Origin of the sequence: Microbacterium sp. WCS2018Hpa-23 (genome assembly GCF_031843845.1) — a bacterium.
Classification (GTDB): Bacteria; Actinomycetota; Actinomycetes; order Actinomycetales; family Microbacteriaceae; genus Microbacterium.
The window spans coordinates 73,548-89,367 of the sequence record NZ_JAVTIZ010000006.1 but is presented as its reverse complement, the minus strand read 5'-3'; the positions used below and the strand labels follow the sequence as shown (position 1 = coordinate 89,367).

Below are 15,820 nucleotides of genomic sequence, written 5' to 3'. Positions count from 1 at the left end.
TGTGCGCGGGATATGAGAAGAGGTCCAAGATGGGCGGGACCCCACCGTCGAAGCTCTCCGGCACGTCGAACGCCATCGTCGTGACCGGAGCACGTGTGCACAACCTTCGCGACGTGGACGTCGCGATCCCCCGAGACGCCCTCGTCGCGTTCACGGGCGTCTCAGGCTCAGGAAAGAGCTCTCTCGCCTTCGGCACGCTCTACGCCGAGGCGCAGCGTCGCTACTTCGAGTCCGTGGCGCCCTATGCGCGGCGCCTGATGAGCCAGGTCGACATCCCCGACGTCGATGCCATCGCGGGGCTACCTCCCGCGGTCGCCCTCCCCCAGCAGCGCACCGCCGGCAGTGCTCGATCGACCGTCGGCAGCGCCACATCGATCGGCAATGTCGTGCGCATGCTGTTCTCGCGCGTAGGCACCTACCCGCCGGGGGCAGCCCCCTTGCTCGCCGAGGACTTCTCGGCGAACACCGTGCAGGGCGCCTGCCCTCGGTGCCACGGGATCGGCCAGGTGTACGACGTGCCCCTGCACCTCATGGTTCCCGATGAGTCGCTGTCGATCCGCGACCGCGCTCTCGACGCCTGGCCGAGGGCGTGGCATGGCAAACAGCTCATCGACAGCCTGATCTCCCTCGGCTACGACATCGACATCCCGTGGCGTGATCTGCCCGAGGAGCAGCGTCAGTGGGTGCTGTACACCGAGGAGTCCCCTCAGGTTCCGGTGTTCACCGACCGCGGTCCGGCGCAGGTGCGCAAGGCAGTCGCGGCCGGCATCGAGCCGTCGTACATGAGCACATTCGTCGGAGTGAGACAGTACGTGCTCAACACCTTCGCCCACTCGAAGAGCGCGAAGATGCGCGAGAAGGCAGCGAGCTTCATGGTCAGCGTCCGCTGCCCGATGTGCGACGGACGCCGGCTGAAGCCGGAGGCCCTCGCCGTGACTTTCGCCGGTCTCGACATCACGGAGATGGCCGCACTGCCACTCGCCGATCTCGCAGCTCTCCTGGAGACGGCACTCGACCGATCCGCGCTCGGGTCTGCCGACGCATCTGATGGCGAGGCGCTCTCGCCCGAGAAGCAGCTCGCGGCGCACCGGCTGGTCGACGAGCTGCGCGATCGGGTCTCGCCCATCATCGAGCTCGGTCTCGGCTACCTCTCACTGGATCGATCGACCCCCACGCTCTCCTCGGGAGAGCTGCAGCGCATGCGGCTCGCGACCCAGGTGCTCTCGCAATTGTTCGGGGTCATGTTCGTGCTCGACGAGCCCTCTGCCGGGCTTCATCCCGCCGACGGCGAAGCGCTCGTGCGTATCCTCCGCTCGCTCAGAGACTCAGGAAACACGGTCTTCTTCGTCGAGCACTCTCTCGATGTGATCCGGCATGCGGACTGGATCGTCGACATCGGCCCGGGTGCGGGAGCCACCGGGGGCGAGATCGTCTACTCCGGCCCGATCGACGGGCTCCGAGAGGCGGAGCACTCGCAGACCCGGCGGTACCTTTTCGCCGATCGCGTGAGCGACCAACAGCCGACGCCATCGGCGCCCACCCCGCGCGAGCCCGACGGCCAGCTCGAGCTCACCGATGTCTCGCGCAACAACCTCCGCAGCGTCTCGGTGTCGATCCCCCTCGGCTGCCTCACCGCCGTCACCGGCGTCTCCGGATCGGGCAAATCGTCTCTCGTCACCCAGGCGCTGCCCGACCTGCTGCGCAAGAGCCTTTCCAGCGAGGTGGACGGCGCGACGAGCGACGCATCGAGCGACACGCAGAACAGCACGGCATCGGATCCGCTGTTCTCCTCGCCGACGGCCGAGACCACAGGGCGCGCTTCCGGTCCTGCCAGCCGGGTGCGGCGCGTCGTGCAGGTCAGTCAGAAGCCGATCGGCCGCACGTCACGATCGAACGTGGCGACGTATACGGGCCTCTTCGACCGTGTCCGCGCTCTGTTCGCCGCGACTCCGGAAGCACGTCGGCGGCGATATGCCGCGAGCCGGTTCTCGTTCAACCTGGCGAGCGGGCGATGCCCCACCTGCAAGGGCGAAGGCACGGTCGAGGTGGAGTTGCTCTTCCTCCCCACCGTGCACGCCCCCTGCAGCACGTGCGGTGGCACCCGTTACAACCCCGAGACCCTCGAGATCGAACTGCACGGGCACACGATCGCCGACGTCCTCGCCCTGAGCGTGAACGACGCGCGAGTTCTGTTCGCCGACGATGCCGACGTCGCGCGACACCTCGATGCCTTGCTCGATGTAGGGCTCGGATACCTGCCGCTGGGTCAGTCGGCGACAGAGCTCTCGGGCGGCGAGGCACAGCGCGTGAAGCTGGCGTCCGAGCTCCGACGGGCCCAGCACGGCGACACCCTCTACCTGCTCGACGAGCCCACTTCGGGTCTGCATCCGTCGGACACCGACCGGCTGCTGGTGCATCTTCAGCACCTGGTGGATGCCGGCAACACGGTCGTGATGGTCGAGCACGACATGCGCGTGGTCGCTCAGGCCGACTGGGTGATCGACATGGGCCCGGGGGCCGGCGACCTCGGAGGCACGGTCGTGGCCGAGGGGACTCCGCGGGCCATCGCCTCGGCGAGCGGGAGCACGACTGCTTCGTACCTTGCGACTGCCCTCGCTGCGCAGTGAGTCAGGACCCGCTTCGGTTCATCGTCACCAGCCCAGCAGAGCGAGAAGACCCGTGGCCGCCGCCGCGACGAGGCCCGTCCACAGCACGATCGCCACGATCTGCCACAGGATGACCCACTCCTTGCGCACGCCGGATGCCACGAAGAAGGCGGCGGTCAGCATCGTCGGAAGAGCGATCGGAGCAAGGATGCTCGCACCGGGGACTCCGAACCTGACGAGCCACCGCCTCAGCTTGGTCTTGCCCTTCCCCCGGCGAGTGGTGTCTTCCTCACCGCTTCCTGAGGATCCGGTGGAGTCGTCGTCGAGTGTCTCGACCGTGGTGCTGGACGACGTGGTGCTCGACGACGTGGTGGAGGTCGCGGCGCCGCGTGCGGCAGGAGCGGCTGAAGTGCCACGCGCCGACCGACGCGCGACGACACCGCCACGGATGCGCGACCCCAGCACCACGACGCCGATGACGCAGAGCACATTGCCGGTGATCGCGGCGAGCGCCGCGACGATCGGGTTGATGCCCGCGATGATGCCGAAGGCCGCGGCCGCCTCACCTTCGATGTACGGGATGGCGGCGACCAGCGCCACCATCACCGGCTGGAGGAACTCGGGAACCTGGTTGATGAAGTCCTGCAGCCAGGGATAGGGATTGTCCATCTCTCGTCTCTTCTTCGTATCGGATGCCGTGCCCGGACGCGTCGTCCCGAGCTTCTGCAGGCAGTAAAGACCCTGTGCCTACGACAGGGTCAACATCGGCGCCGATCTTGACCTGCGGGCTTGACCCTGTGGTCGCCACAGGGTGTTCACTGCAGAGATGAGCGGAGAACACCTGTCGGAACAACCCCTGATCGTCGAAGACACGCTGCTGCTGCTGTTCCAACCCGATTCGGGCACGATCGCCGGAGAGAACATCCTCTTCTACGTGCTGGGCGGTGCGGTGCTGGCCGATCTGGCGCTCGCGGGGCGCGTCGAGGCGGAGGAGCACGGGCTGTTCACCCGGGTTCGCGCAGTCGGTGAAGGAGACGCCCCCGACCCGCTCCTCGAACCGGCATGGACGTCGCTGTCGAAGAAGCCGCAGGATGTGCAGGCCGTGCTCGCAGGCGTGGGTCCGCGCCTGCGCGGCCCGGTCCTCGACCGCCTCGTTCATCGTGGTGACCTGCACCGCACTGAGGGCAAGGTGCTCGGGCTCTTCCCGTCGACGAAGATCACGCTCGCGAGCGAGCGCCGCTCGGCTCTGATCAGTGACGTGCGCGCTGCCCTCATCGACGGCGAGACTCCTGCGCCTCGCACTGCAGCGAGCATCGCCCTGCTGTCGGCGAGCGGCACACTCCCTCAGTTCCACGCGGAGATCCCCTGGGGCAGTGACGTCTACACGCGAGCGCAGGAGCTCGAGAGCGGCGACTGGGGTGCGGCTGCGACCTCGAGCGCTGTGGTGCGCACCATGAACGCCGTCATCATGAACACGGTGATCGCGGCGACCGTGCTGCCGCGGCTGTGAGCTGCGGCGACGTCAGACGTCGGCGATCATCGCCAGAGCGATGACGTGTGCGCGGGCGATCACGTCGAGCTGCGCCGGGTTGTAGAGCGCGGCGACCGACTCCGCGACCGCCTCCCACGTCATCTGCGGTCGCCCCCGGTGGTGCGCCAGGGGGTCGCTCAGCCACGGGTAGGTCCTCAGATCGTGAGCGAGGCCGACCGCATACCTCGCCGCCATGCCGATGCGGGTCTGCTCATCGGCATCCTCCGGCAGCGCGTCGAAGTCTGACCGTACGTCGGCCGGATCGGATTCGAGCATCGCGCGCAGGTCGCGCATGGCCTCGTCGTCGTAGACCTGCGAATAGATGAGCATGAGAGATCGCTCGGTGGGAGTGAGGTCTGCAGCGATGTTCTCGAATCCCCGAGGAAGGTCGGCTGTCGTCGCTCCGTCGATGATCGTGCGGATCTCCGCACGAGCCTGCTGGAGGCGATCGATCGTGACGGCAAGGTCGGCATCGATGTCTTCGAGCGCCGCGAACGCCCGTTCATCTCCGGCCGCCACCCGATCGATCTGATCGATGGGCACGCCCAGCTCGCGCAGGCGACGGATGCGGAGCAGCTGCACGAGATGCGGCACCTCGTAGCTCTTGTACCCGTTCGACGACCTCTCGGGGTGCTCGAGCAGCCCGACCTGGTGGTAGTGGCGTACCGCGTTCACCGTGGTCCCGGCGAGGTCGGCGACCTCTCTCGTGCTCCACGTCATGACACGCTCCTCTCGCGCTGCGATCCCCTCTCATTCTCGCCTGCGCAGCGCGCCGGTGGCAGTGTCGCCGCCGATGGACGATGAGGCGACGGCAGCGCTCGACGACGCGGCGTGCGCATGGGTCGACACCGTGGCCACCCAGGCGAACAACAGCATGATCTCGGCAGACCCCACGGCGCTGGTCAAGGCCGGTGATCACCTGCGCGAAGGGATATCGCTGCCCGACGGTGACCTGAAGAGCGCCATCGCGGATGCCGGAGCGGCCGCGCCGGAGCTCGAAGACGAGACCGTCATCCTGCCCGCCGATCTGGACTCATTCAACGAGCACCTCGACACCATCGCGGCGATCTGCGCCGACCTCGGCCACGACGACGTAACGACCCGCGTGAAGTATCCCGACTCGCAGAGCACCGTGGAAGTGCTCGACGGCTCATACAGCGGATAGAGCGGCGCCCTGACACGAGCGTCTTGAGAACACTGCCGCGACAACAGAAAATCCCTGCCGGAGCAGGGATTCATTTTGCGGAGACGAGGGGATTTGAACCCCTGGTCCCCGTGAGGGGACTCCACCTTAGCAGGGTGGTGCACTCGGCCGGACTATGCGACGTCTCCAGGCATCCGCTCCGTGAAGACCGGATGCACCTTGCAAGCATAACGGGTTCAGCGGACAGTCACGAATCGCCGTACCGGTCGTTGAACGACGACCGCGAGGCTCGCGACGTTTCGTCTCAGTCGACTCCGTCGGCTTCGCTTAACGACCGGGGACTCCCGCACTCGACTCCCGCACGACGAGCTCGGGCTGGAACCGCACGCGACGCTCGTGTTCGACGCCGTCGAGCTCCTTCAGCAGCAGGTCGACGCCCGTCCAGCCGAGCAGCCGGGCCGGCTGACGCACTGAGCTCAGCGGAACGACGGTGGCCGAGGCGAAGTCGATGTCGTCGTAGCCGACCATGGCGATGTCCTGGGGCACGCGGATCGCGGATCCGAAGCTGAAGGCCTGCAGCAGACCGACGGCGAGCAGGTCGTTCGCGGCGAAGACGGCATCCGGGCGCGATTCAGGGGCACGCGCCGCGATGGCCTCGCCCGCAGCCCTCCCCTGCAGCACGGTGAGCGCGGACTGCTCGAAGATCTCGAGAGCGACGTCGGGATGGGCTGCGACTGCTGCCTGCACTCCCCGAAGACGATCGGCGACCTGATGCACCGACTGCGGTCCTCCGACGAATGCGAGTCGGCGTCGTCCGGCCGAAAGCAGGTGCTCTGCCGCGAGCCGGCCGCCCTCGACGTCATCGACGGACACCGACGGAAGAAGCCCCTCCTCCACCTCACGGTCGACGAGGATCACCGGCATCCCTCCCGCGGCGAAGCGATGCACGGCCGAGAGGTCGTCGGAGGCGGGCGTCAGCAGCACGCCGTTGACGCGCTGCTCCTGGAAGAGTTCGAGATGAGCGACCTGGCGCTCGTCTCGCTCGTCGCTGTTGCCGAGCAGCACGGTCATGCCGGCATCCGCTGCCCTGTCTTCTGCGCCGCGCACCACCTCGGCGAAGAACGGGTTGCCGATGTCGGGCACCACGAGTCCGATGCTGCGACTGCGTCCGGCCCTCAGCTGCCGGGCAGCGTCGTTGCGCACGAACCCGAGCTCCTGGATCACGCGCTGCACGCGCTCGACCGTCTTGGCGGACACGCGTTCCGGCTGGTTGAGCACGTTCGAGACGGTGCCGACCGAGACGCCGGCCGCAGCCGCGACGTCCTTCACCCCTACTGCCATGGCGTGCCTCCGTCCGTCCGCGCGTGCGCCAACGACTACCTTCTCATTCCTCGCCGCTCTCCCGGCGCCGACGACGCCCCGGCACGGCGACGACGGCAAGCGCCGCGCAGCCGATTCCGGCGATGAAGAGGGGTGCGAGCGCCCAGGTCACGACACCGGTGAAGACGGCCGCGGCCGCGATGTAGGCGGCACCCGCGGCATCCGCCCTGATCGCTCCGGGCACCGATCGCACGGCATCTTTCCACCCGAGCGTCGGCGACCAGGCGCCCGCTGCGAGGAGCACGGCGACGGCGAGAGCGAGCAGTCCCGCCCAGCCGACGACCGCGATGGCCTCGCCACCGGGCAGAGCACCCGACCCTGCGAGCACCACGTCGATCGTCAGCACGGTCGCGATCAACGCAGCCGGCACACCGACGGCGAGCGACGGCAGGATGCCGGCGCGCACGTCCTCCCAGAACAGCGCGGTGCGCGAGTCCTCGGCGGCGACGAAGCGTCGCAGGTGACGGATGCCGGCGGCCAGGGCAATCGGCAGAGTCACGACACCGAGGGCGATGATCGTCATGAGCAGCCCGACCGTGAGCACCTCGCCGAACAGCCCGAACTTCGCCGTCGCGCCGGGGTTGACCCCCGGCTCGATCCCGGCGACCGTCGGACCGGCACCTGAGCGCGCCTCACGCTTCGCGGCCCGATGGGCCCGACGGTCTTCGCGGATGACCGACATGGCTATCCCTTCAGCCCCTGCGTGGCGACGCCGTCGACGAGGAACCGCTGGAAGACCACGAAGAACAGCAGCACCGGCAGCAGTGCGATGAACGAGGCCGTGACCGTCGCACCGTAGTCCGACGACGACGTCTGGTCGTTGTAGAGACGAAGCGCGATCGGCAGCGGGTAGTTCTCCGGGCTCGTCAGGTAGAGAAGGGGTCCGAGGAAGTCGTTCCATGCCCAGATGAAAGAGAAGATCGCGCAGGTGATCAGCGCCGGCTTGATCAGCGGCAGGATGATCGCCCAGAAGATCCGGAAGTGACCCGCCCCATCGATGCGGGCAGCCTCGTCCATGTCTCGCGGCATCTGACGGATGAACTGCACGAGCAGGAAGACGAAGAACGCTTCGGTGGCGAGGAACTTCGGCAGGATCAGCGGGATGAAGGTGTCGACCCAGCCGAGCTGGTTGAAGATGATGTACTGCGGGATGATCACGACGTGGAACGGCAGCAGCAGCGTGCCGATCATCGCCGCGAACAGCACCCCGAGACCCTTGAACTGCACTCGCGCGAACGCATACGCGGCGAGAGCCGACGAGAGCACGGTGCCGACGACGGCAGAGACCGCGAGGATCAGCGAGTTCAGGAAGAAGCGCCACATCGGCACTCCGGCGATGCCCTCCATGACCTTGCCGTAGTTGTCGATCGTCGGCGCCTGCGGGAACAGCCCGGGGTTCTGACCGAACTCGGAATTCGGCTTGAACGTCGACAGGAACAGCCACAGCAGCGGGTAGAGCACCACCAGGGTGAGCACGAAGAGGCCGATGAACCAGATGACGGTCTGCCACGTCTTGCGCTTCACGCGCCGACGGGGCGAGGGGGCGGATGCCGTGACGACGGCTTCTGTGATGCTCATTTGTCGTCTCCCGAGTAGTGCACCCACGACCGCTGAGTGCGGAACAGGATGAAGGCGATGATCGCGACGACGATCAGTAGGACCCACGCGATCGCCGCGGCGTAGCCCATCTGCCCGTCGGAGAACCCGCGCTTGTACAGGTACACCGTGATGAAGTTCGTCATTCCGGCGGGGCCGCCGGTTCCGTTGGAGATGATGTACGCCGAGGCGAACACCTGGAAGGCGCCGATGAGGCCCAGCAGCAGATTGAAGAACATGACCGGAGAGAGCATCGGGATGGTCACGGCGCGGAAGCGGCGGTATGCGTTCGCCCCATCCATCTCGGCCGCTTCGTAGAGCTCCTTGGGGATCTGCTTGAGGCCGGCGAGGAAGATCACCATCGTCGCCCCGAACTGCCATACGGCGAGCAGGATCATCATCGGAAGAATGAGGCTCGGGTTTCCGATCCATCCGCCGAGTTCGATGCCGAAGATCTGAAGGCCGCTGTCGACGGGTCCGTCGGACGAGAACATCGCCCGCCAGACGATCGCGACGGAGACCGATCCGCCGATGAGCGACGGAGCGTAGAACGCCGAGCGGAAGAAGCCGGCGCCCTTGTCGCGATAGTTCAGGAGCATCGCGACACCCAGCGCCGCGGCGAGGGTGATCGGCGTGCCGATGAACACATAGACCAGGGTGATCTGCGCCGACTGGATGAAGTTCGGGTCGCTCGTGAACAGGCGGATGTAGTTGTCCAGGCCGATCCACTTGGGCGGCTGGAAGATGTTGTACTTCGTGAAGGAGAGGTACAGGGAATAGACCATCGGCACAGCGGTCAGGCCGAAGAAGCCGATGAGCCAGGGGGTGAGGAACGCGTATCCGGTCGCAGTCTCGCGGCGCAGACGTGCGCGCTGACCGGGCCGTGCGAGTTCCTTCTCGGGGCGTCGACCGCTGCGCAGCGTTCGCCCTCGTCGGGACGTCTCGTCCGTGACGATCGTCCTCGTCGCCGTCGTGCTCATGACAGCTCCTTCCGAAGCGGGTGGGGTGCGGTGGGCCGGGCGGTCGTCACCCGGCCCACCGACGGAATCACTGGTTGAGGACGACGTCCATCTCGGCGAAGAACTGCTCCACGGCGTCGTCGACGGTCGTGGTGCCGAAGTTCAGTTCGGTGCCCAGCACGCGGAACTTCTCTTCGAGGGTGCCGTAGCCGACGATCGGCACGGGAGGTGCGTCGCCGAGGCGGTCGGCGATGGACTCCTCGTAGTCCTTGACCTGCTGGCTCAGCGGGTCGAGCTCTGCAGCTTCGAGCGCGGTCTCGGAGGCGGGGAGGCCGCGGTTGGTGCCGAAGATCTCACCGGACTCGGGCGAGTTCACCAGGAAGTTGACGAGCGTCGCCGCCGCCTCGGGGTGCTCCGTCTTGGCCGAGATCGTGTGCAGCATCGACGGCTTCAGGTAGAGGTCCTTCGCGCCTTCCTTCGTCACGGGCGGGGCCACGAGGCCGAGCTCGGTGTAGCTCTCGCCGAGGTTGGCGAGGTAGCCCGCACCGAAGTTGTCCCACGTGAGCTCGCTGGCCGTCTTCGCGGAGTCGAACGCACCGAGCGGGGTCAGCTCCTCGACGACCTGCTGGGGCACGCCGGCCCCGTCGCGGATGTCGGCTCCCGACTCCCAGAACTCCTTCAGACGCTCTTCGTCGAATCCGGGGGTGCCGTCCTCGTCGAAGAGGTTCTTGCCCTCGCTGCGGAGCTGCAGCTCGAGGTTCTGGATGCGGCCCGAGAAGTCGGAGCCGCCCCAGAAGGCGCCGCCGCTCGCATCGGTGACCTCGGTGATCCAGTCGGAGTAGTCGGCCCAGTCGCCGCCGGCGAACTCCTCGACGCCCGCGGTCTCGAGGAGTGCGGGGTTCGTGAAGAGGCCCCATGCGTTGGTGGAGGTCGCGATGCCGTAGGTCGTGTCGTCGACGACGCCGATGCTGAGGATGTTCTCGGGCAGCGGGTCGGTCTCGATGACGGATCCGAGGTAGGGCTCGAGGTCGAGCAGCAGGCCGTTCTCGGAGTACTGACGCAGGTACGAGTAGTCGAACTGCATCACGTCGGGGAGGCCGCCGCCGGCGGCCTCGGTCTGACGCTTCTCCCAGAACTCCGGGAACCCGAGGAACGTCGCGTTCACCGTGATGTTCGGGTACTCCTCGTTGAACGCCTCGATCGCCTGGTTGTACAGGTCGGCGCGGACGTCGTTGCCCCAGAACGCGAGGTCGAGCGTGACCTTCTCGTCAGGATCGTAGGTGGCCCCGCCCTCGGGGCTGCCGCCGCCGGCGCAGCCGGCGAGTACCAGCGCTGCGCTGGTGGCGACGGCCGCTGCGGCCGCCAGACGCTTCTTGCTGAACATCGTTGTCCTCTCTGGTGAACGTCCTCGTTCGGCTGAGCCGCGGAACGCCTGTGTCCATGTGGTGCGGGATGCGATCTCCGAAGTGCGGGGAAAACGCTTACCTGCACGCTAATCCAGATTGAAACGTTTCGCAACCGGCAATTCCGTGACCGGATTACATCGATTACCGCGGGATCTTCCAGTCTTTCACGACCAGGTTCCCGGCCTCGACGTCGAGACCCAACCGATATACCGCGGCTCGTCTCTGCTCACCCGTCGCGGCGTGCACCGGCGCCACCTCCGCCGTGGCGAAGAAGTAGAACCACAGCTCGTCGCCGTGGCGCACATGCGCGCCGTGATTGCCGTGGCCTCCCCCGGGAGCATCGGCGAGGATGACGGCATCCTCACCGCCCTGCCTGGTCCACCGGACGCCGTCGTCGGAGCGATACACGCCCATCCCCCGCCACTCGTCGACGATCAGCCACCAGAACCCGCCGAGCTCGAAGACCGTAGGCCCCTCATGGGGGCGTCCGCCGATCGCGATGCCGTCGAGACGCCACTCCGCGAGGTCGGCGGACGACGCGACCATCGTGACCGAGTCGGCCGCCTCATCCTTGTACCAGATCCGCCAGAGGCCGTCGGGGGTGCGGGCGACGGCCGCGTCGATGACCCGATCGCTGCTCAACGCGAGCGGTCCGCGTCTCTCCCAGCGACGGAGATCGTCGGAGACATACTCCACGATCTCGCGCACGAACCCGGGCCAGCGGTCGGGGATGCCGTCGATCTCGGTCAGGTACATGCGCCACTGCGCGCCGTCCCAGACGACCTCGGGCGCCCAGTGCGTGCGGTCGACGTCGACAGGCGGCGGGCCCGACTCCAGGACGAGATCGGATGCCGCGGGCTCGAGCGTGCCGTCGTACGTCCACTCGAGCCCGTCGCGCGAGGTGGCGACGCCGATGCGGCTGCCGTGGATCCATGAGACGCCGGGACCCGCGTCCTCGAGGCTCGCCCGGCGCTGCGTGTAGAACATCCACCACAGGCCGTCCGCATCGATCACGACCCGTGGATCGGTGGCCCCGTCGTAGACCGGGTCTCGGTAGAGCTCGATCATCGGCGGAGGTCGGTCACCGGGCTCGCGAAACCGGCACGGTGCGTGGGATGCGCGGCCAGCACCTCGGGCGTGATCACCGCGCCGTCGGATGCCGCCGAGGCATAGATCCCCGCGACGATCTCGAGCGACCGTGCCGGAGCATCCGCGGTCGCCGGCAGGGGCTCGCCGTCGAGCAGCGCGTCGAACACGTCGCGCAGCAGCGGCTCGTGGTCGCTGCGCTCCTCGACATCGGGGAATGCCCACGACTCGGCCTCGGCCTCGAAGCCCGGCGCCGGGGTGATCCGCCAGTTCTCATGCCCGTGCCCGTAGACGTGATCGACCGTGATCGTGGCTTTCTGCGTGTCGATGCGGATCGAACTCGCCTCTCGCGGCGACACCGCGCTCGTGATCAGCTGCGCGACGACACCCTGCTCGAAGACGATCGTCGCGGTCGACACGTCTTCGGTCTCGGTCTCGCGATCGAGCCTCCAGAGGCGCCCCTGCACCGATGACCAGTCACCCAGCAGGTGAGCGAGCAGATCGATCTGGTGGATGCCGTGGCCGAGAGTCGTGCCGCCACCCTCTGTCTCCCACTTGCCGCGCCACGGCACCGCGAAGTAGTCGGCGTCACGGAACCACAGCGTCTGGCACACCGCGACGAGCGGGCGACCGAGCGCTCCGCTCTGCAGCAGTCCGCGGACGTGCGCTGCCGCCGTGCCTGTGCGCTGCTGGAACACGACTGCCAGCTGCCTGTCGGCCGCGAGTGCGCCCGCGCGCATGTCGTCGAGCTCATAGAGGGAGGGTGCCGGCGGCTTCTCGACGATCACATGGGCACCCGCGGCGAAGGCGGCCAGCGCCTGCACCCGGTGCGGACCCGGCGGGGTGCAGATCAGCACCACGTCAGGGTGCTCGGCGGCGAGCATCTCGTCGAGGTCGGAGTATGCGGCGGCGATGTCGTATCTGCCGGCGAACTCCCGGGCCTTCTCGAGGCTGAGGTCGGCGACGGCGATGAGTTCTGCGCGCGGATACGCGGCAACGGCGCGGGCGTGGGAGTTCGCCACGGAGCCGGTGCCCACCAGGGCAGCGCGCAGGGTCTTCTCGGAAGTCATCGGTCCTCCTCAGGACGGTGAGTCGGTGTCATCTCAGATCTCGTCGTCTCGGATCGTGTCGTCTCGGATCGCGTCATCTCAGGCCGTTCTGCACCAGGTGCAGCCGAGCGTATCGCCCGTCGGCGGCGAGCAGCTGATCGTGGGAGCCCTGCTCGACGATGCGGCCGTGCTCGAGCACGACGATGCGATCCGCCTGTCGGATCGTCGACAGCCGGTGCGCGACGACCAGGGTGGTTCGGCCGCGCATGAGTCGTTCGAGAGCCTCTTTCACGAGGCCTTCCGACTCGGGATCGAGCGCGCTCGTCGCCTCATCGAGCAGCAGGATGCGCGGGTCGCGCACGAGCGCACGGGCGATCGCCAGTCGCTGACGCTGCCCGCCGGAGAGCCTCGCCCCTCGCTCACCGACGACCGTGTCCCAGCCGTGGGGCTGCTCGCTGACGAACTCCCACGCGTTGGCGTCCCGCAGCGCCTGCTCGACGCGGTCGGGCGTGACGTCGGGCATGCCGTAGGCGATGTTGTCGAACACCGAGCCCTCGAACAGCACCGATTCCTGCGGCACGACCGAGATGGAGCGACGGACCGTCCGCAGGTCCAGCTCCTGCATGTCCTGCCCGTCGAGCCTGATGCGTCCGCTGGTGGGTCTGACGAAGCCGAGTACCAGGTTGAGGAGCGTCGATTTGCCCGACCCCGACGACCCCACGAACGCGACGGTCTCGCCCGGCGCGATGCGCAGATCGATCTCGAACAGGGCGTCGTCTTCGGCATCCGCGTACCGATGCGTGGCCGAGTCGAGCACGATCTCGCCGGTGACGGCCGAGACCGTGCGCTTGCCCGAGTTCTGCTCGACGTCGGGCTCCTGCAGCACCTCCGCGATGGAACGCACCGACTCCAGGCCGCGCGCACCGACGGGGATGAGCATCAGCAGCTGCGTGAGCCCGCCGGTCAGCAGCGTGAAGTAGCTCGAGAGCATCACGACCTCACCGGGCGTGATCGGCAGGAATCCGGTGAGCGCGCACACCGCGGCGAGCATGAGGCAGGCGACGCCGAGCAGCTGCATGGCCACCCACGAGATCGACGCGACACGTCCGTTCAGCAGATCGAGGTCGAGTCCCGCCCGGCGCACGCCGTCGGCCCCGCCCGCGACCCGGGTGATCGCCGTCTCCTCGAGCCCGTGCGCGCGGGTCACCGGGATCAGCGATGCCATCTCGCCCACCCGCGCCGACAGGGTCTCGATCTCGCGACGGAACACCTCGTTACGGCGCTCCGATCGGTTGCGCATGCCATAGCGGATGCCGATGGCGATGGGCACCGCGAGGGCGTAGACAGGCAGGAACTGCGGCACGGTGACCGCCGTCATGGCGAGCGCACCGAGCATGACCATCATCGATGACAGAAGCGGATGCGTGACCTGCTGCAGCATCAGCTCGACGTTCTCGACGTCGCGCACGACCTTGGTCTGCACGATCGACGAGCTCATGCGCGTGTGGTACCCGATCGAGAGGCTCTGCAGTCGCGCGGTGAGCGCATTGCGCAGGTCGGCGCCCAGGTCGCGCACCACCGTCATGAAGTTGCGGGTGTAGATGATGTGGTTGGGGTAGTTCTGCACCAGAAGCACGGCGGCGAGCGCGAACCACCAGAGCACTTCGGTGACGTCGCCCTTGCTCGCCACGACATCGATGATCGCGGCGGTGATGACCGGCAGGAACCACAGCGGGATCTCCTTCACCGCGAACGCCGTGATCGCGAACGTGAGGCGCCAGGGGCGGCGGGCGACCAGACGCAACACAGAACGGGTCGGGTGCTGCCCGTCGATGAGCGCGGCCGGATGGGAAAGCGCTTTCTGTGTCATGGTTCTATCGTAGAGTCACCATCGTCGCCAGGGAAGCGCGACGACCTGATCCGGCCGGGAGCACACTCATGACCTTCGACGCAGCGTTCGACTGGGCCCGCCGCCACGTGCACGCGGAGCGGCTGCCCACCGCCGTCGTCGGTATCGCGACCGCCGACGGCATCGTCGGCCTCGACGGTTTCGGCGCAGCCACGGATGCCGTGTATCCGCTGTTCTCGATCACGAAGGTCCTCACGGGGATCACGGCAGCGAGGGCGATCGAGCGCGGACTGCTCACCCCGAACACTCCGTTGACCGACGCCCTTCCCGACTTCGGGTCGTCTCGCGATGACATCGTGCGCCTGTGGCATCTCGCCTCGCACACATCGGGGATCTCCGAGCCGGCGCTCGACACGGCCCTGCCGCTGCGCCACGAACTACTCACCAGAGGACGCGACTTCGCCGCCGGAACCGCCTCGCGGTATTCGACGCTGGCCTTCGAGGGCATCGCGGCACTGATCGAGCACGCGACGGGTTCGACCTGGGATGCCGGAACGCTCGACTGGGCTCATCGCATCGGCTCGATCGGCATGACTCTCGACACCGCGGAATCGGTCGGCGTGCCTGACGCTGCGGCAGGAGGACTCGACCTCGATCGATTCCACGCCACACGGGCACCGGGTGCGGGCATGCTGGGCAGGGCGGAGGACCTGCTGCACCTCGGCGCCGAGCTGCTGCGCATCGACCGGGGCGGTCGCGACGGCATCCTCTCTCCTGCCGGGCTCGCCATGATGCGTCGCCCGCTCACGGGAGACATCCCCCGTCTCGACCCGTATCCCGATGAGCGCGGTCAGGACTGGGGCTTCACGTTCAATCTGCGCTCTCGGGCCCCTGGGCTCGTCGACCGCGACGTCTTCGGCCACGGCGGGTGGGCCGGCACCGAGTTCTGGGTCCACCCCGGTGCCGGGGTCGCCTGGGTGCTGCTCACCAACGCCGCCGTCCGCCCGGGCGTCGACGCCGACGAGCTCGACAACGCGGTGGTCACGGCGCTCTAGCGCGGCCTGCCCGCGCGACGGGCGGCACCCGCACGAGCTGCCTGCCCACTTTCGAGAGACGCCCTGAAACGTCTCAAGAAAGTTCTTGCCACCGCCTCCGACCGCGTGCAAGGATCGGTGCCAACCCTCGGGAATACGTTTTCCGGGCAATTCGGATCG

Annotated in this window: 14 protein-coding genes and 1 tRNA gene; 4 read left to right on the top strand and 11 right to left on the bottom strand. The window is 67.6% G+C overall.

Annotated features, from left to right (window positions below; translation table 11 throughout):
- The first annotated feature begins 29 nt into the window (after window positions 1–29).
- The gene (locus RQG77_RS11360; protein ID WP_311244812.1) at window positions 30–2,627 is read left to right on the top strand and encodes an excinuclease ABC subunit UvrA; all 2,598 of its coding nucleotides are present in this window, start codon (window positions 30–32) and stop codon (window positions 2,625–2,627) included.
- A 24-nt stretch (window positions 2,628–2,651) separates the two neighbouring features.
- On the opposite strand, the gene RQG77_RS11355 is transcribed toward RQG77_RS11360, so the two are convergent.
- Complete coding sequence (locus RQG77_RS11355; protein ID WP_311244811.1) at window positions 2,652–3,275, bottom strand: small multidrug efflux protein; 624 nt, start codon at window positions 3,273–3,275, stop codon at window positions 2,652–2,654.
- A 157-nt stretch (window positions 3,276–3,432) separates the two neighbouring features.
- Here RQG77_RS11355 and RQG77_RS11350 point away from each other — a divergent pair, with 157 nt between their 5' ends.
- Window positions 3,433–4,116 carry a GPP34 family phosphoprotein gene (locus tag RQG77_RS11350; protein WP_311244810.1) on the top strand — a complete coding sequence of 228 codons (684 nt, stop codon included), beginning with the start codon at window positions 3,433–3,435 and terminating at the stop codon, window positions 4,114–4,116.
- Window positions 4,117–4,128: 12 nt separating this feature from the next.
- On the opposite strand, the gene RQG77_RS11345 is transcribed toward RQG77_RS11350, so the two are convergent.
- On the bottom strand, window positions 4,129–4,857 hold the full coding sequence (locus RQG77_RS11345) for a MerR family transcriptional regulator (protein ID WP_311244809.1): 729 nt from the start codon (window positions 4,855–4,857) through the stop codon (window positions 4,129–4,131).
- A gap of 73 nt (window positions 4,858–4,930) precedes the next feature.
- Here RQG77_RS11345 and RQG77_RS11340 point away from each other — a divergent pair, with 73 nt between their 5' ends.
- Complete coding sequence (locus RQG77_RS11340; protein WP_311244808.1) at window positions 4,931–5,302, top strand: hypothetical protein; 372 nt, start codon at window positions 4,931–4,933, stop codon at window positions 5,300–5,302.
- A gap of 78 nt (window positions 5,303–5,380) precedes the next feature.
- On the opposite strand, the gene RQG77_RS11335 is transcribed toward RQG77_RS11340, so the two are convergent.
- From RQG77_RS11335 to RQG77_RS11295, 9 genes are all read right to left on the bottom strand, one after another.
- Window positions 5,381–5,469 (bottom strand) — tRNA-Ser (locus RQG77_RS11335).
- 139 nt (window positions 5,470–5,608) lie between these two features.
- Window positions 5,609–6,622, bottom strand: coding sequence for a LacI family DNA-binding transcriptional regulator (locus RQG77_RS11330; protein WP_311244807.1), 1,014 nt, complete (start codon window positions 6,620–6,622; stop codon window positions 5,609–5,611).
- A gap of 43 nt (window positions 6,623–6,665) precedes the next feature.
- Complete coding sequence (locus tag RQG77_RS11325; protein ID WP_311244806.1) at window positions 6,666–7,343, bottom strand: hypothetical protein; 678 nt, start codon at window positions 7,341–7,343, stop codon at window positions 6,666–6,668.
- Between the two features lie 2 nt (window positions 7,344–7,345).
- Complete coding sequence (locus tag RQG77_RS11320; protein ID WP_311244805.1) at window positions 7,346–8,239, bottom strand: carbohydrate ABC transporter permease; 894 nt, start codon at window positions 8,237–8,239, stop codon at window positions 7,346–7,348.
- Window positions 8,236–9,237, bottom strand: coding sequence for a sugar ABC transporter permease (locus RQG77_RS11315; protein WP_311244804.1), 1,002 nt, complete (start codon window positions 9,235–9,237; stop codon window positions 8,236–8,238). Before RQG77_RS11315 ends, RQG77_RS11320 begins: the two co-directional genes overlap by 4 nt.
- Before the next feature lie 67 nt (window positions 9,238–9,304).
- Window positions 9,305–10,600, bottom strand: coding sequence for an extracellular solute-binding protein (locus RQG77_RS11310; protein WP_311244803.1), 1,296 nt, complete (start codon window positions 10,598–10,600; stop codon window positions 9,305–9,307).
- A 163-nt stretch (window positions 10,601–10,763) separates the two neighbouring features.
- Window positions 10,764–11,690 (bottom strand): hypothetical protein, encoded by a 927-nt coding sequence (locus RQG77_RS11305; protein WP_311244802.1) that lies wholly within the window; start codon window positions 11,688–11,690, stop codon window positions 10,764–10,766.
- On the bottom strand, window positions 11,687–12,778 hold the full coding sequence (locus RQG77_RS11300; protein WP_311244801.1) for a Gfo/Idh/MocA family oxidoreductase: 1,092 nt from the start codon (window positions 12,776–12,778) through the stop codon (window positions 11,687–11,689). Before RQG77_RS11300 ends, RQG77_RS11305 begins: the two co-directional genes overlap by 4 nt.
- Window positions 12,779–12,851: 73 nt before the next feature.
- Complete coding sequence (locus RQG77_RS11295; protein WP_311244800.1) at window positions 12,852–14,627, bottom strand: ABC transporter ATP-binding protein; 1,776 nt, start codon at window positions 14,625–14,627, stop codon at window positions 12,852–12,854.
- A 68-nt stretch (window positions 14,628–14,695) separates the two neighbouring features.
- Between RQG77_RS11295 and RQG77_RS11290 the strand changes: the two genes are divergently transcribed.
- Complete coding sequence (locus RQG77_RS11290; protein ID WP_311244799.1) at window positions 14,696–15,661, top strand: serine hydrolase domain-containing protein; 966 nt, start codon at window positions 14,696–14,698, stop codon at window positions 15,659–15,661.
- The last annotated feature ends 159 nt before the right edge of the window (window positions 15,662–15,820 follow it).